The 12,911-nt window shown below is 69.7% G+C and carries 16 protein-coding genes; 5 read left to right on the top strand and 11 right to left on the bottom strand.

From position 1 onward, the window contains the following. The first annotated feature begins 60 nt into the window (after positions 1–60). Entirely contained in the window at positions 61–549 is a 489-nt protein-coding gene (locus ACTJJ4_RS16095; protein WP_292698740.1) for a VanZ family protein, read from the top strand. A 44-nt stretch (positions 550–593) separates the two neighbouring features. Here ACTJJ4_RS16095 and ACTJJ4_RS16090 read toward each other — a convergent pair whose 3' ends face one another. Then, positions 594–1,172, bottom strand: a complete 579-nt coding sequence (locus tag ACTJJ4_RS16090; protein ID WP_440944247.1) for a TetR/AcrR family transcriptional regulator — start codon at positions 1,170–1,172, stop codon at positions 594–596. Between the two features lie 95 nt (positions 1,173–1,267). Between ACTJJ4_RS16090 and ACTJJ4_RS16085 the strand changes: the two genes are divergently transcribed. Then, a complete protein-coding gene (locus ACTJJ4_RS16085) occupies positions 1,268–2,110 on the top strand; it encodes an alpha/beta fold hydrolase (protein WP_440944246.1) in 843 nt (280 codons plus the stop codon). Between the two features lie 199 nt (positions 2,111–2,309). Continuing rightward, positions 2,310–3,362 (top strand): tryptophan--tRNA ligase, encoded by a 1,053-nt coding sequence (gene trpS / locus ACTJJ4_RS16080; RefSeq protein WP_440944245.1) that lies wholly within the window; start codon positions 2,310–2,312, stop codon positions 3,360–3,362. A gap of 40 nt (positions 3,363–3,402) precedes the next feature. Here trpS and ACTJJ4_RS16075 read toward each other — a convergent pair whose 3' ends face one another. Continuing rightward, on the bottom strand, positions 3,403–3,867 hold the full coding sequence (locus ACTJJ4_RS16075) for a hypothetical protein (protein ID WP_440944244.1): 465 nt from the start codon (positions 3,865–3,867) through the stop codon (positions 3,403–3,405). An 83-nt stretch (positions 3,868–3,950) separates the two neighbouring features. On the opposite strand from ACTJJ4_RS16075, the gene ACTJJ4_RS16070 reads away from it, so the two are divergent. Continuing rightward, positions 3,951–4,142: a hypothetical protein gene (locus ACTJJ4_RS16070; RefSeq protein WP_440944243.1), complete on the top strand. Its 192-nt coding sequence runs from the start codon at positions 3,951–3,953 to the stop codon at positions 4,140–4,142. On the opposite strand, the gene ACTJJ4_RS16065 is transcribed toward ACTJJ4_RS16070, so the two are convergent. The 4 genes from ACTJJ4_RS16065 to ACTJJ4_RS16050 all read right to left on the bottom strand — a co-directional run bounded on the left by ACTJJ4_RS16065 (position 4,127) and on the right by ACTJJ4_RS16050 (position 8,074). Next, positions 4,127–5,203 carry a carboxylate-amine ligase gene (locus tag ACTJJ4_RS16065; RefSeq protein WP_440944242.1) on the bottom strand — a complete coding sequence of 359 codons (1,077 nt, stop codon included), beginning with the start codon at positions 5,201–5,203 and terminating at the stop codon, positions 4,127–4,129. The genes ACTJJ4_RS16070 and ACTJJ4_RS16065 overlap by 16 nt on opposite strands. A gap of 118 nt (positions 5,204–5,321) precedes the next feature. After that, positions 5,322–5,495, bottom strand: a complete 174-nt coding sequence (locus ACTJJ4_RS16060) for a CsbD family protein (protein WP_285631031.1) — start codon at positions 5,493–5,495, stop codon at positions 5,322–5,324. 108 nt (positions 5,496–5,603) lie between these two features. Then, positions 5,604–7,115, bottom strand: coding sequence for a hypothetical protein (locus ACTJJ4_RS16055; RefSeq protein WP_440944241.1), 1,512 nt, complete (start codon positions 7,113–7,115; stop codon positions 5,604–5,606). Continuing rightward, on the bottom strand, positions 7,112–8,074 hold the full coding sequence (locus ACTJJ4_RS16050; RefSeq protein WP_440944240.1) for a hypothetical protein: 963 nt from the start codon (positions 8,072–8,074) through the stop codon (positions 7,112–7,114). The genes ACTJJ4_RS16055 and ACTJJ4_RS16050 overlap by 4 nt, the downstream gene beginning before the upstream one ends. A 657-nt stretch (positions 8,075–8,731) precedes the next feature. On the opposite strand from ACTJJ4_RS16050, the gene ACTJJ4_RS16045 reads away from it, so the two are divergent. Beyond that, a complete protein-coding gene (locus ACTJJ4_RS16045) occupies positions 8,732–8,938 on the top strand; it encodes a cold-shock protein (RefSeq protein ID WP_017203899.1) in 207 nt (68 codons plus the stop codon). 91 nt (positions 8,939–9,029) lie between these two features. On the opposite strand, the gene ACTJJ4_RS16040 is transcribed toward ACTJJ4_RS16045, so the two are convergent. The 5 genes from ACTJJ4_RS16040 to nucS all read right to left on the bottom strand — a co-directional run bounded on the left by ACTJJ4_RS16040 (position 9,030) and on the right by nucS (position 12,910). Then, a complete protein-coding gene (locus ACTJJ4_RS16040; RefSeq protein WP_440944239.1) occupies positions 9,030–10,346 on the bottom strand; it encodes a hypothetical protein in 1,317 nt (438 codons plus the stop codon). Positions 10,347–10,395: 49 nt separating this feature from the next. Further along, on the bottom strand, positions 10,396–10,839 hold the full coding sequence (locus ACTJJ4_RS16035) for a hypothetical protein (protein ID WP_292698766.1): 444 nt from the start codon (positions 10,837–10,839) through the stop codon (positions 10,396–10,398). Between the two features lie 118 nt (positions 10,840–10,957). Continuing rightward, positions 10,958–11,626, bottom strand: coding sequence for an HAD hydrolase-like protein (locus ACTJJ4_RS16030; protein ID WP_440944238.1), 669 nt, complete (start codon positions 11,624–11,626; stop codon positions 10,958–10,960). A 48-nt stretch (positions 11,627–11,674) separates the two neighbouring features. Next, a complete protein-coding gene (locus tag ACTJJ4_RS16025; RefSeq protein ID WP_440944237.1) occupies positions 11,675–12,124 on the bottom strand; it encodes a hypothetical protein in 450 nt (149 codons plus the stop codon). A gap of 90 nt (positions 12,125–12,214) precedes the next feature. After that, positions 12,215–12,910, bottom strand: a complete 696-nt coding sequence (nucS, locus tag ACTJJ4_RS16020) for an endonuclease NucS (RefSeq protein WP_285631070.1) — start codon at positions 12,908–12,910, stop codon at positions 12,215–12,217. Position 12,911: the final 1 nt, after the last annotated feature.

Below are 12,911 nucleotides of genomic sequence, written 5' to 3'. Positions count from 1 at the left end.
ACGTTCGGGAACCCGGGATTTCATACGCTCACGCAACATCCGATCGGATGGAGTGGTGTCATGACGACTTCGAGTCTGCAGCTTCCAGCCCGTTCCGGCACCGGCATCCGGGTCCTCCTGATGCTCGTGTCGGCCGCGACGATCCTCATGCTCACGCTCGCACCGCGGGCGCTGGTGGGGCCCGCACGCGGACTCTTCATGCGGTTCGCGCACCTCGTCGCGAACCCGGTGATCGAGCCGATGACCTACGCGCAGGTGGAGAGCACGCTGAACGCGCTGATGTTCGTCCCGCTCGGGGCCGCGCTGGCGATCCTGCTCAGCAGGCGGCTCTGGGTGCTGGCGCCGATGATCGGGTTCTTCCTGTCGATCGCGGTGGAGACGCTGCAGTCGCGCATCCCCGGTCGTGTGCCCGACCTGGGGGATGTCGTCTGGAACTCGCTCGGCGCGCTCGCCGGGGCGATCGTCGCCGGCGTGCTCCGACTGGTCGGCCTCGGCCTGCGGCGGCTCCGGATGCGCGCCGATCGACACTCCGTGGCGACCTCAGCCTGACCAGGGAGGCGCGGGTCAGGTGCTCGGGCCCCAGATCGTGTGCATCACACCCGGGGCGGATGCGTCGCGAGTGACGCGTCGATGAGGATCTCGGCGGCTGCGCGCGCATGCCGCGCCGCGTCAGGGGTGGCGGCGATCGCCGCCGTGGTCTGCGCACCCTCGGCGAGTATCGAGAGCTGGAATGCGACAGCACGTGGCACCCCGGCCTCCTCCGCCAGCACGGCCATGCGCTCCTGGAAGGCCGCCTTGTGCTCTCGCACGACGCGGGCGACCTCGGGATCGTTGCCCCCGAGCTCTCCGAACGCGTTGATGAACGCGCACCCGCGGAAGTCGTCGTCGCAGAACCACCTCTCGAGATGCCCGTACACCGCGAGCAGCCGATCCCTGGAGCTGTCTCCGGCGGCAGTCACCGCCGCCTCCAGCGCCGCCTCCCACTCCTTGTGCTTGCGCTGCAGCACGGCGGCGATGACGTCGATCTTCGAGGGGAAGAGGGCGTACAGGCGCCGGAGCGACACGCCGGCGGCGGTGCGCAGCTCGTCCATGCCGACGGCCGCGTATCCCTTGCGGTAGTAGAGGTCCTCCGCGGCGCTGAGGATCTGCTCGCGTGCATCCGTCTCGGTCATGACATCAGCATACTTGACATGAGAACGATCGTTCTCGTATGGTGGGCAGCGAAGCGAGAACGATCGTTCTCGCTCACGTCGAAAGGAACGATCCCATGGGGTACATCAACGTCGGCACCGAGAACACCACGCCCATCGAGCTCTACTACGAGGACCAGGGCGAAGGGCAGCCGGTCGTGCTCATCCACGGCTACCCCTTGAACGGTCACAGCTGGGAACTGCAGACCCGCGAGCTGCTCGCTCAGGGATACCGCGTCATCACCTATGACCGTCGCGGATTCGGCAACTCGTCGAAGGTGGGCATCGGGTACGACTACGACACCTTCGCCGCGGACCTCAACACCGTGCTGGAGACGCTCGACCTCCGCGACGTGGTCCTGGTCGGCTTCTCGATGGGAACCGGCGAGCTCGCGCGGTACGTCGCCACCTACGGACACGACCGCGTCGCGAAGCTCGCCTTCCTGGCGTCGCTCGAACCGTTCCTCGTCCAGCGGGACGACAACCCCGAAGGCGTGCCGCAGGAGGTCTTCGACGGCATCGTCGAGGCCGCCCGAACCGACCGCTACTCGTGGTTCACCCAGTTCTACAACGACTTCTACAACCTCGACGAGAATCTCGGCAGCCGGATCAGCCAGCAGGTCGTGACGGCGAACTGGAACCTGTCGGTCACCAGCGCGCCCGTCGCCGCATACGCCGTCGTGCCGTCGTGGATCGAGGACTTCCGCGGTGATGTCGAGGCCGTTCGGCTCGCGGACAAGCCGACCCTCATCCTGCACGGGACGAAGGACAACATCCTCCCCATCGACGCGACCGCACGGCGCTTCCACGAGGCCGTCCCCGCGGCCGACTACGTCGAGATCGAGGGCGCCCCGCACGGTCTGCTCTGGACCCATGCGGACGACGTGAACGCCGCGCTGAAGGCATTCCTCGCGATGTGACGGACGTGCGCGGCCCCGCCCCCGGATGACCGTCCGGAGGCGGGGACAGGCGTATCCTGGTGCACATGCGTTCCCTGACCCGATCCTCGTGGTGGCTGCAGTAGCAGCCGGTTGACGCATGTTCGCGGGCTGCACGGCAGCCCGCGCCCCGGTTCGCGGCATCCCTCGTCGTGCGGCCCTTCTCTCGGAAGGACTCACCATGACGGATTCATACGCGGCGACGCAGGAGCGGATGCCGGACCTCGAACGCAGGATCAACGACGACCCCGGGGCGTTCCGCGTCCTCACCGGGGAGCGGCCCACCGGGAGCCTGCATCTCGGCCACCTCTTCGGCACGATCCGCGAGCGCGTGCGCCTGCAGGCGCTCGGCGTGGAGACGTTCGTCATCCTGGCCGACTACCAGGTGATCACCGACCGGGACACCGCGGTGAACGTCGGCGACCACGTCCGGGGCGCGGTGCTCGACTATCTGGCCGCGGGACTCGACCCCGAGCGCACCACGATCTTCACCCACTCCGCGGTCCCGGCGCTCAATCAGCTTCTGCTGCCGTTCCTCAGCCTGGTCAGCGAGGCGGAGCTGCACCGCAACCCCACCGTGAAGGCCGAGCAGGCGGCGTCCGGCCGCGCGCTGAGCGGGCTGCTGCTGACGTATCCGGTGCACCAGGCCGCCGACATCCTGTTCTGCAAGGGCAATCTCGTGCCGGTCGGCAAGGACAACCTGCCGCACGTGGAGATCACCCGCACCATCGCGCGCCGCTTCAACGAGCGGTACGGCGAGGTGTTCCCCGAACCCGAGGCGATGGTCACCGAGACGCCGGAGATCCCCGGGCTCGACGGCCGCAAGATGTCGAAGTCCTATGGCAACGCGATCGCGCTGTCGATGAGCGAGGACGAGACTGCGGATGCCGTGCGGCGCACGGTCACCGACAGCGACCGCGTCATCACCTATGACCCGGTGGCTCGGCCAGGCGTCGCGGGGCTGCTCTCCACGGCCGCGCTGTGCACCGGCAGCACGCCGGAGGCCGTCGCCGAGCGGATCGGGGGTGCCGGAAGCGGGGCGCTGAAGGCGTTCACCACGGACGCCGTGAATATATTCCTTTCAGGGCATAGAGCGCGCAGGGCCGAACTCGCCGCTGACGCCGACCTCGTCGACCGGGTGCTCCGCGCGGGCAACGCGCGCGCGAACACGATGGCCGAGGCGACGCTCGCCGAGGTGCGCGAGCACATGGGCATGGGCTACGCCAACGGTTGACACTCGGCGTCGCCGAGAAGAGCGCTCTGCAGAGCGGATGCTACGCCGCGAGGCGGATGACACCCGAGATCGCGGCGAACACGGCAACGGCCGCGATCACGAAGGCCCAGTACTGCAGCGGGATGAAGAAGAGCGTGTGCTGGTTGCGCGCGCGCTGTGCCTGCTGCGTCTCCTGCTCGAAAAGCCACGCGCTCTGCTGGCGCGCTTCCTCGACGGACTGCGGCTGCGGCTGCCCGGGGCCGAGACTGAACCGGCCGGTCTCGACGAGCTCGTGCAACTGCTCGGAACGAGCCTTCGCCCACGCGTCGATCTTGCGCTGCGCCCCGGTGCCGTTGAGCGCCTGCCCGGTGTACCACGTCGCGATCGCGGCGCCGATCATGCCGATCGCGATGGACACCGGTACCGCCGCATAGGGCAGGAACGTGCTGCCCAGCCCGCCGAACAATGCCGCCGCCGCACCGGCATAGATGACCGCCAGTATCCCCCACCCACGCCAGATGATCATCCGTGCAGTGTATCGACGGCGACCGGTTCAGGTCACATCGCGGGTGCCGAGCCGAATCAGACGGCGGGCGGTGCAGTCGGCTCGTGAGGTGGTGCCGGGACAATGGGCGACCGCTGACCGATCAGCAGCAGCACGCCGGTCGCGGCGAGGGCCACGGAGACGAGAATGAGCAGGAACATGCCGAATCCGCGGGCAACGCGCGCGCGAACACGATGGCCGAGGCGACGCTCGCCGAGGTGCGCGAGCACATGGGCATGGGCTACGCCAACGGTTGACTCGGTGCGTCGAAGAGCTCTGCCAGCCCTTCGACCCCGCCGCTCGCGTGCGCTCGCAGCTGGCGCTCGGCGCCCGTGCCCTCCGCCCGCAGGTAGGCCAGGCGATCGTCGACGAACTCGGCGTCGCCGAGCTCGTCGAGCACCGGACGGATGCCGGCCAGCACCCGCTCCGCGGCCGCCCACGCCGACTCCGACCCGCCGTCCGCGGTGCAGAACCGCGCCTGCATCCCGTGCCTCGCGGCGAGCCACAGCGAGGCGTCCAGGTCGTCGGGAGCCGAGCTGGTGGGGACGACGTCGTCGGCGAGGACGATCGCCCGGGTCAGAGCAGTCAGCAGCAGCGTGTCCTCGACCTCCAGCTGGGCATCCGCGACCCGGGTCTCGACGGTGTCGTACTGCTCCGACAGGCGCACGGCCCAGGACACGGATGAGCGGGCCGGGAGCAGTCCGATCCCGACGAGCCGGTCGACCGTGCGGCGGTAGTGATCGGCATCCGTGAAGATCGGCGGCCCCCATGACACCGGAAGCCGCCGGATCAGCGTGCTCCGCCAGCTGGCCAGTCCGGCCGGCACGCCGAACGCGAAGGGCGAGTTCGCGCTGAGCGCGAGCAGCAGCGGAAGCGCCTCGCGGAGGCGCAGCAGCGCGCGGACTCGCTCCTCGTCGCCGGTCACCTCCACGTGCACGTGCAGCCCGTTCACGGTGTGCTCCGACGCGAGCCGGCCGATCAGCTGCGAGACGTCGTCGTAGTGCGGCGTGGGGGTGACGCGCCCGGCACCGGCGAGAGCGAAGGGCGCACCCGTGGCCGCGACGACGGTGCGCTCCGGGGCGTGCTCCGCCAGCATCCGACGCATCCGCCCCAGCTGCTCGCGCGCCTGCGCGAGCGAACCGACCGGATCGGTCGCCGCCTCGACCTGGCTTGTCATGAACTCCGCGCTCAGCCGGCCTCCGCCCTCCACGTCGCCGAGCACGGCGGCGTGGACTCCCTCGGCGGAGACGGGCACGAGCGTGGAGGCGTCGAGCAGCGTGAACTCCTCCTCGATGCCGAAGCGACCGGTGAGCGGCATCCGTGCCCCCTTCACAACCGAGAGCGGGTGCGCCGTGGTCCCGTCCGGGACCGACGGTGCACCCGCCCGTTCTCAGACGGCCCGCCGTGCGAGCCGTCGCATGTCGATGATCCGACGACTACTTGTCGAAGGCGTCCTTCACGTCGTCGCCGATCTTCTTGGCACTGGCCTTGGCCTGATCGAGCTTGCCCTCGGCCTCCAGGTCCTCATTGTCCGTCGCGTCGCCGATGTGCTCCTTGGCCTTGCCGACCAGCTTCTCGGCGTTGTGCTTCGCATCGTCCATGACACCCATGGGATATCCCCTTCCTGTGGTGGGCGGTACGCCGCCCGATTGCGGAGAGGCAAGACTCTCATCCGCGAGGATCCGGATGAAGGGGATTGACAAGCAGGCGGTGTTCCGTCAGCGCCGCTTCAGCCACGCCTTCCAGTTCGCCTCGCTGAAGCGCGGATCGTTCTCGATCTCGATGAGGTTCTTGTCCACGGCATCCGCTCCGTCGAGCGCGAGCTTCCACGGGTCGCCGCCGTTCTCGGCGACGAACAGGTAGTACGAGCCCGCCGCGATGTACGACAGCCACGCGTCCTCACCCTCGGTGAGCGCCTGGTCGGACAGCGCCGCCACGCCCTGGGAAGCGACGAGATCCTTCACGTCCTGCTCCTGCAGCCAGCGGATGTCGGTGATGCCGGTGCGCAGTTCGATGTACGTCGCGAAGCCCTCGTACACCGCCACCGGCGGAGCATCGAACGAGGTCAGCGGGGCGGCCGCGTAGTGCAGTCCGTGCGCGAACTCGTGCGTGAAGGTCGCCAGCCGATTCTCGGTGCTCAGCGGGCCCATCATCACCAGCACCCCGGAGGTCGCATCGCCCACGGCGACGTCGGACTCGAAGAAGTCCGAGCGGAACGCGGGCCTGTTGGTGGCGGTGGCGTAGCCGGCGATCGTCGGGTCGCCCTCGGGCACGTCCTCGCCGTACTGCCAGCGATCCATGCGCTCCTGGTCGCCGGTGATGCCCGACACGAATCCCGCCATCGGCACCTTGCCGCCCAGGTCGGTGATCGTCCTGATCGCCAGCACCGCACCCTGCTCGGCGGTGTCGACCGTGGCGTCGACGAGGGCCCGCTCGTCGGCCATGCCGTACAGCACGACGTGGTCCCGTCTGGCGACGTACAGCTCGCCCTCGTCCCACGGCATCGGCGTGACGGGCGTGAACGAGGTGAGGCGCATCCCGTCGCCGTCGCCCTTCGTGGTGATGTCGTACGTGAAGCCCTGCGTCAGCCGGTAACCGGCATCCTGATCCCCGCTCCCCCGCAGCGGACGCGACGAGAACGCCAGCTCGGCGCCCAGGAACGCGCCCGCGCCTCCGTCGCTGCCGGTCGTCGGGACGATGTAGGCGGTTCCCCGCCCGATCCGCTCGGTGTTGTCCCACCACAGCGCGAGCTGGTCTCGGGCCTCGCCCTCGGCGTAGGAGAGGAACGCATCGCGATCCTTGGCGCGCAGCGCGTCGTTCATCGATGCCCACGCCTTCGGGTACTGCGCCGAGTCGGGGACGTAGTCCGGCAGCCAGGGCGCCTGCGGGTCGGGCGAGGCGAAGTCGGCGGAGCGGCCGGTCGCCGGCACTTCCGGCCACTCGGATGCCGCCCAGCCGCCGCTGAGCAGCAGCGCCAGCACCGTGAGCGCGACGATGATCGGCTTCGGGCGCAGCGGACGGCGCACTGCGGGCTGCGGCCGCGGAGTCGCGAGTCCGCCGAAGGCGTCCGGCAGGTGGTGCGAGCCGAGCGAGAGCGGGATGCCGGCCGGCTCGGCGTGCACGGCCGGAGCGGCGGGCGGGTCAGGGACGCGGCCGACGGAGGCCTGGGCGCCGGGAGCGTGCTGGGTGCCGGGGATGCCCGGCTCTGCGGGGCCGCGCGGATCGCTCATCGCCCGGCGCCCTTCTCGCGGATGCTGACGATGCGCACGGCCTGTCCGCCGTCGTCGGTCGTGACCGCCGCAACGGTGAGGACGTACCGGTCGGCGATGAGGAACTCCGTGAACGGAGCCCGCGCAGCGCCGAAGGCGTTCGTGTCGACCCGGGTCAGCTCGGGCGGCATGCTCGCGGCATCCGTCCTGTCGATGGCGGGGAACGCCTCGAGCAGGGCATTCGCATCCAGCCCGGAGGCCAGGGCATCCGCGCCGTCCGCCGCTCCGAGGAAGCAGTCCGACGCGAGCCGGCCGTCGACGCGCGCGCTGTCGGCGATCTGCTCGAGCGCGGTGTCGGCCGAATAGCACGCGAGATCGTCGGCATCGCGGGCGTCGGAGGTGAGCCCGGCCGCCGCTGCCGCCGATCCGTCGCCCGTGCCGGGAGCGGTCAGCCCGGTCACCCGCCACGGACCGACCGCGGTGGGGGCGATCTTCGGGCGCACCTGCTGCGGCTCATCCGTGCCGTAGTAGAACGGGCGCGTCAGCCACACCTTCTGCTGGATCGACGAGGCGCCCCGCCGTCCATCGATGGTGAAGCGGTAGTCGATCGTCACGAGCGCGCTCGCGGTGTCGCTACGCTCCACGCTCCGCCCCGAGAAGGTCAGCTCCCCGATCTCATAGCGCGCCGTCAGCTTCAGGGCATCCGCCGTCCCCCGCTCGCCGACCAGAGGCGCGCCCACAGGCACGACCGCCCGCAGCAGCGGGCTCGCGGTGTCCTTCCAATCGGCGTCGAGCGCCGCGGCGTCGGAGAGGAACGCGCGCAGGGTGCTCTCGGCATCCCGTCGCGCCCCGTCGCGGACGTAGCCGGGCAGCAGCACGGCGGCCGCCACGGCGACGGACACGACCAGTGCGCACACGACCAGCAGCACCGTGGTGCCGCGCGTCCGGGTGCGTGCGCGCGGCGGGCGGGGAAGCGTCATCGGTCTCCTCGACGGAAGGTGATGACTGCAAGATTAGGGCCTGCGAGCGACGCCGGATGCACCCCGGAAGTGGAGCGGCTCGGAGGGGGCCGGCCGCCTCGCTGTGCGGCCTTTCCCTCTCCGAGCCTGCTGATCTCCCCTCAAAGTCCTTCACACCTGTCGGGCTTGAAGCCGTGGACTTCGAACCACCCCTCCTCTAGTGTGAAAGAGCATGCGCGTGGGAAATCGATCGCCTTTCGCTGAACCCCAGTCAGCGACGGGTTCCCCAGTCACCCGGCGATCCACGCATGCACTTTGGCCCTCTCGTCTGATGCAGTCCCCAGACGCACCTCGCGAGGGGGTCGAATCCATGATGACACCGTTTGGGAAATTTGTCCCCCAAATGGGGGACAAATCATCCGAAACCTGTGTATGCTGAGACGTGACGCACCCTCCGGTCGTCTTCGGCCCTCACCGCTCCCCCCGCGGTGGGGGCCAACCAATTTCCCCCCGGAGGTCGCTGCGCAGGCCGAGATCTCGGGCCGCGGACACGCCGATCCGCATGCAACATTTAGATCACCTTCTGCCGCCCGCTGTTGCCGGGCGGGTCGTCTGGGATAGCGTTAGCGGCAGTCGGTGCATCCTGCGTCGGCATCGCAACAAGCAGAACGGCAGTAAATGAGCACCCAGGGCACGGTCAAGTGGTTCAACTCGGAGAAGGGCTTCGGCTTCATCTCCCCCGACGACGGAGGCGCTGACGTGTTCGCGCATTACTCCGCAATCCAGTCTTCCGGCTACCGCTCCCTCGAGGAGAACCAGCGCGTCGAGTTCGACGTCGCGCAGGGTCCCAAGGGCCTGCAGGCTGAGAACATCCGCCCCGTCTGAGGCGAATGCGAAGAACCCCGCCGAGCTGCTGATCGCAGCGCGGCGGGGTTCTTTTCGTATCCGGGGCCCGTCTCCGGGCCCCGGACCAGGGTCAGGCGGATGCCTTGGCGGTCTTCCGGCCTCCGCGGCGGCTGCCGTCGCCGTCGGCGGCGACCTGGGCGGCCGCAGCGGCCTCCTCGGCCGCGCGGGCGGCGAGGAACAGGCCCTCGCGGTTCAGGTGGCGCGAGTACCGGGCATCCAGGTACAGCACAGGCACATCGCCGGCCGCCTTGATCAGCTCGGGGTACAGCTCCTCCTTGATCGGGCCGGAACCGCCGCCGTACACGTACACGACCTCGGTCGACTCACCCGACTGGCTGAGCGTCTCGCTGAAGGCGCGACGGATCTGGTCGACGAGGTGCTTGATGTCCGGCTCGACCAGCTGCACGGCACGCTGGTGCCGGTTGCGCTGCAGCACCGAGGGCGTGGTCTGCAGGAAGTCGGCGAGCTGCTTGCGGCTGGTGAAGCGCAGGTCGGCCTCGTCCTGACGGTCGAGGGCGTTCTCGAGGATGGTGCCGTAGCCCATGTCGAGCGTCGACGCGGCCTCGGCGTTGAACCGGGCGTTCGTGAACACCGGGAAGTTCACGGTGCCCTCGCCCACGTCGATGCCGACGGTGTTCTGCGCGGCGACCAGGTCGGCGCCGGTCACACCGGGGAGCATCTCGGGCTCGCGGGAGCGCAGGTCGGTGAGCAGCGCGTTCGCGAGCGGCTCGCCCTTCTCGGAGATCGCGTACTGGGCGGAGGCGCCCTCAGCGACGACCTGGACGTCCTCGAACTCGATGCGCACGCTGACGGGCGTGTTGAAGTTCTTGATGGTCACCAGGTGCACGGCCGAGCCCTTGGCGCCGATGAACTCGCCGGCGTAGCCGTAGCGACGCGCGACGAACTCGCTGATCGGCAGCGCCAGGCCGGTGCGCACCTTGACGCGCAGCTCCTGCTCGGGGAGCTTGTCGTTGACGCGCACGTAGTCGCGCAGCGCCTTGGCCGCGTATACGCCGAGCACGAGGATCTTGCTGAGCTGCTGGTCGGCCTTGCTGGCGTGGCCGTCGTGCACCTCGAACTCGCTGAACACCGAGCCGCGCACGCTGAGCGCGGAGCGGCCGAAGATGCGGCGGTCGCTGTCGGAGACGAGCGGCGACGAGAACGAGGCGTCGAGGCGGTTGTAGAAGTCCTCCTCGGCGTCGTTCATGGTCTGGAAGGCCTCAGCGTCCTCCAACGGCACCTTCGGCGACTGCCGGGGCGTGGCGACGATCGCGCTGGGCAGGTCGATGCGGTCCCGAACACCCGTGTCGGTGTTGAGGATCATGCCCTTGACGTAGCCGTTGCCGACGTCGATGCCGCCGGTCAGGTGAATGATGTCCGAACTCATGGGAAGGCCTTTCGTTCCGAGTCGTCGGTTGAATGGTGGTGGTGATCGATCACAAGCCGAGGAGATCGTCGATGGTCGCCGTGGCGTCGGTGTTCTCCGAGCGAACCGATCGCCGCGTGGGCGTGGAGGGCTCGTCGTCGGCGTCGTCGTCCGTCTCGGTCTTCCGGGGGGCGGGCTTCGGCGCTGCGGCCTCCGGAGCGGATGCCTCGGATGCCGGGCTCTTCGCCGTCTTCGCGGCCGCCTTCGGCGCCGGGGGCTCCTCGGAGGGCTCCTCGACGTCGGCGGGGAAGCTCTCGGCCACGTACACCGGATTCGCCGGCGGACGCACCGGCCGGTTCGCCACGTCGGTGAACCCCTCGCGGGCCACGGACTCGCGGATCAGGCGGCGGATCGATTCCGATGCGGAGTACTGCAGATCGAGCCATTCGGCCACGGTGGTGTCGGCGGTGGGGACGCTGAGCTGCACCTTGCGGGTGGTCGGTGCTTCAGCCACTGCGGTTCCCTCTCTCCTCGTCGCGCGATTACCAGGGCACGCGCATAATCACGGTACAGCACGAGGCTGTCCGCTGAGCCGATACCGTCGCAGAACCGACCGCTCGTCCGGGGCCGGGTCAGTGCAGCAGGAGGGTGCGCAGCGACGTGGGATCGGATGCCCGGAAGGCGGCGGCATCCGCTTCGCCCTCCCCGCCGAAGCCCCAGCCGACGAAGATCACCGGGATGCCGTGCTCGGCACCGCCCTCGACGTCGTGGTGGCGGTCGCCCACGAGCACGGGTCGCGAGGTGTCGACGCCGGCCGCGCGCAGCCGCTCCAGAGCCTGCCCGATCACGAACGACTTGCCGTCCGCACGCCCCTCGGGCGTCGGGCGCGCGCCGGAGAGCGCGGTGAAGGCGTCGATCAGCTCGTAGTGCTCGAGGATCGCGCGCACCTGGTTCTCGGGCTTGGTGCTGGCCGTGGCCTGCGGGATGCCGGCATCCTGCACCGCCCGCAGGATCTCGGGGACGCCAGGGTAGATGTCGACGGATGCCGCGTAGCCGTCTGCCGCGGCGAGCTCCCGATACCGGGAAACCGCCTCGTGCGCCTGCTCCTCGTCCATGCCCGCCCGCTCCTGGAACGACACGTACATGGGCGGACCGATCCAGAGCGCGAGCTCACCGGCATCCGGCTCCGGCAGCCCGTACGAGGCGAACACCTGGCGCAGCCGCGGCAGAATGCCGGCGGACGCGTCGGCGATGGTGCCGTCCACGTCCCAGAGGATGCAGGTGTAGGGCGAGGAGGGCATGGTCCCAGCCTACGGCGGGCGCACGGCCGCACCCGCCGGGATGTCGGATCAGGACGCAGGGGACTCGGCGGCCTCGTCCGGGGCGTTCGGCGTCCAGCCGAGCCATCCGTCGTCGGTGCGGACGACCGACCAGGAGCCGCAGGCGAAGACCTTGTCCATCTCGTAGACGGCGGGGGCGTCCTTCAGTGCGTACACGGGGGCGGACCGTCGCGGAACCTCGGCGCACACCGCCGGGTCGAGGTCCTCCTCGCTGCGGAACATGATCGCGGCATGCGGGCCGTCGGTGCCGGCCGTGCCGATGATGTGCGTGGCATCCGCCGGCACCCACTCCTCGAACCGGTTCCAGCCCTCCTTCATCGCGGCGCGGTCCTCGAAGGTCAGATCCTGCTGGTGATGCACCACCACGTCGATCACGGATGAGCAGCCGGTGGCGAGCAGGGCGGCAGGAAGCAGGATGGCACCGAGCGCGAGGGCGCGGATGACGGGACGCGTGTTCATGCTTCCAGCCTTCCGGAGCGGCGTGAGCCGATCGTCAGCCTGCGGAGTGATCCCGCGTACGCCGCCGGGATGATCTCTGCGCGTCGTCGCTCAGAACAGGCGCGGGGCGCCCGAGGCGGTGCCCTTCATGTCCTCGTAGTCGAGCACGACGCAGCGGATGCCGCGGTCCTCGGCGAGCACGCGCGCCTGCGGCTTGATCTCCTGCGCGGCGAATACGCCGGTGATGGGCGCCAGATGCGGGTCGCGGCCCAGCAGCTCCAGGTAGCGGGTGAGCTGCTCCACGCCGTCGATGTCACCGCGGCGCTTGACCTCCACGGCGATGGCCGCACCGCCGGCATCCCGGATCATCAGGTCGACCGGGCCGATGGCCGTCGGGTACTCGCGGCGCACGAGCGTGCCGCCCTCGCTGATCAGGTCGACCTGCTCGGCCAGCAGCCGCTGCAGGTCGGCCTCGACGCCGTCCTTCTGCAGACCCGGGTCGATGCCCAGGTCGTGGTTGGAGTCGTGCAGGATCTCGTAGATCTGCACGCGCAGGGCGTCGCCGGTCTTCTTGTGGGTGACGCGCCACACCTCGACGACGCCGGCGCTGGCCTCCTCCTCGCCCGGCACCTCGGGTGCCAGGGTGCACGGCGGGCTCATCCAGTTCAGCGGCTTGTAGCTGCCGCCGTCGGAGTGCACGAGCAGACTGCCGTCGCCCTTGTGCACCAGCAGGCGCGTGGCGAGGGGCAGATGGGCGTTGAGCCGCCCGGTGTAATCGACGGAGCAGCGGGCGATGACGAGACGCACC

The organism is Microbacterium sp. 22195, assembly GCF_052056515.1.
In the GTDB taxonomy this organism is placed as follows: domain Bacteria; phylum Actinomycetota; class Actinomycetes; order Actinomycetales; family Microbacteriaceae; genus Microbacterium.
This window is presented reverse-complemented; position numbering and strand designations above follow the sequence as displayed.

Excerpts from the sequence above, each read along its gene's own strand:
- ACTJJ4_RS16095 (WP_292698740.1), top strand. The coding sequence starts at position 61 with ATGACGACTTCGAGTCTGCAGCTTCCAGCCCGTTCCGGCACCGGCATC.
- ACTJJ4_RS16090 (WP_440944247.1), bottom strand. The coding sequence starts at position 1,172 with ATGACCGAGACGGATGCACGCGAGCAGATCCTCAGCGCCGCGGAGGAC.
- ACTJJ4_RS16085 (WP_440944246.1), top strand. The coding sequence starts at position 1,268 with ATGGGGTACATCAACGTCGGCACCGAGAACACCACGCCCATCGAGCTC.
- trpS (WP_440944245.1), top strand. The coding sequence starts at position 2,310 with ATGACGGATTCATACGCGGCGACGCAGGAGCGGATGCCGGACCTCGAA.
- ACTJJ4_RS16075 (WP_440944244.1), bottom strand. The coding sequence starts at position 3,867 with ATGATCATCTGGCGTGGGTGGGGGATACTGGCGGTCATCTATGCCGGT.
- ACTJJ4_RS16065 (WP_440944242.1), bottom strand. The coding sequence starts at position 5,203 with ATGCCGCTCACCGGTCGCTTCGGCATCGAGGAGGAGTTCACGCTGCTC.
- ACTJJ4_RS16060 (WP_285631031.1), bottom strand. The coding sequence starts at position 5,495 with ATGGGTGTCATGGACGATGCGAAGCACAACGCCGAGAAGCTGGTCGGC.
- ACTJJ4_RS16055 (WP_440944241.1), bottom strand. The coding sequence starts at position 7,115 with ATGAGCGATCCGCGCGGCCCCGCAGAGCCGGGCATCCCCGGCACCCAG.
- ACTJJ4_RS16050 (WP_440944240.1), bottom strand. The coding sequence starts at position 8,074 with ATGACGCTTCCCCGCCCGCCGCGCGCACGCACCCGGACGCGCGGCACC.
- ACTJJ4_RS16045 (WP_017203899.1), top strand. The coding sequence starts at position 8,732 with ATGAGCACCCAGGGCACGGTCAAGTGGTTCAACTCGGAGAAGGGCTTC.
- ACTJJ4_RS16040 (WP_440944239.1), bottom strand. The coding sequence starts at position 10,346 with ATGAGTTCGGACATCATTCACCTGACCGGCGGCATCGACGTCGGCAAC.
- ACTJJ4_RS16030 (WP_440944238.1), bottom strand. The coding sequence starts at position 11,626 with ATGCCCTCCTCGCCCTACACCTGCATCCTCTGGGACGTGGACGGCACC.
- ACTJJ4_RS16025 (WP_440944237.1), bottom strand. The coding sequence starts at position 12,124 with ATGAACACGCGTCCCGTCATCCGCGCCCTCGCGCTCGGTGCCATCCTG.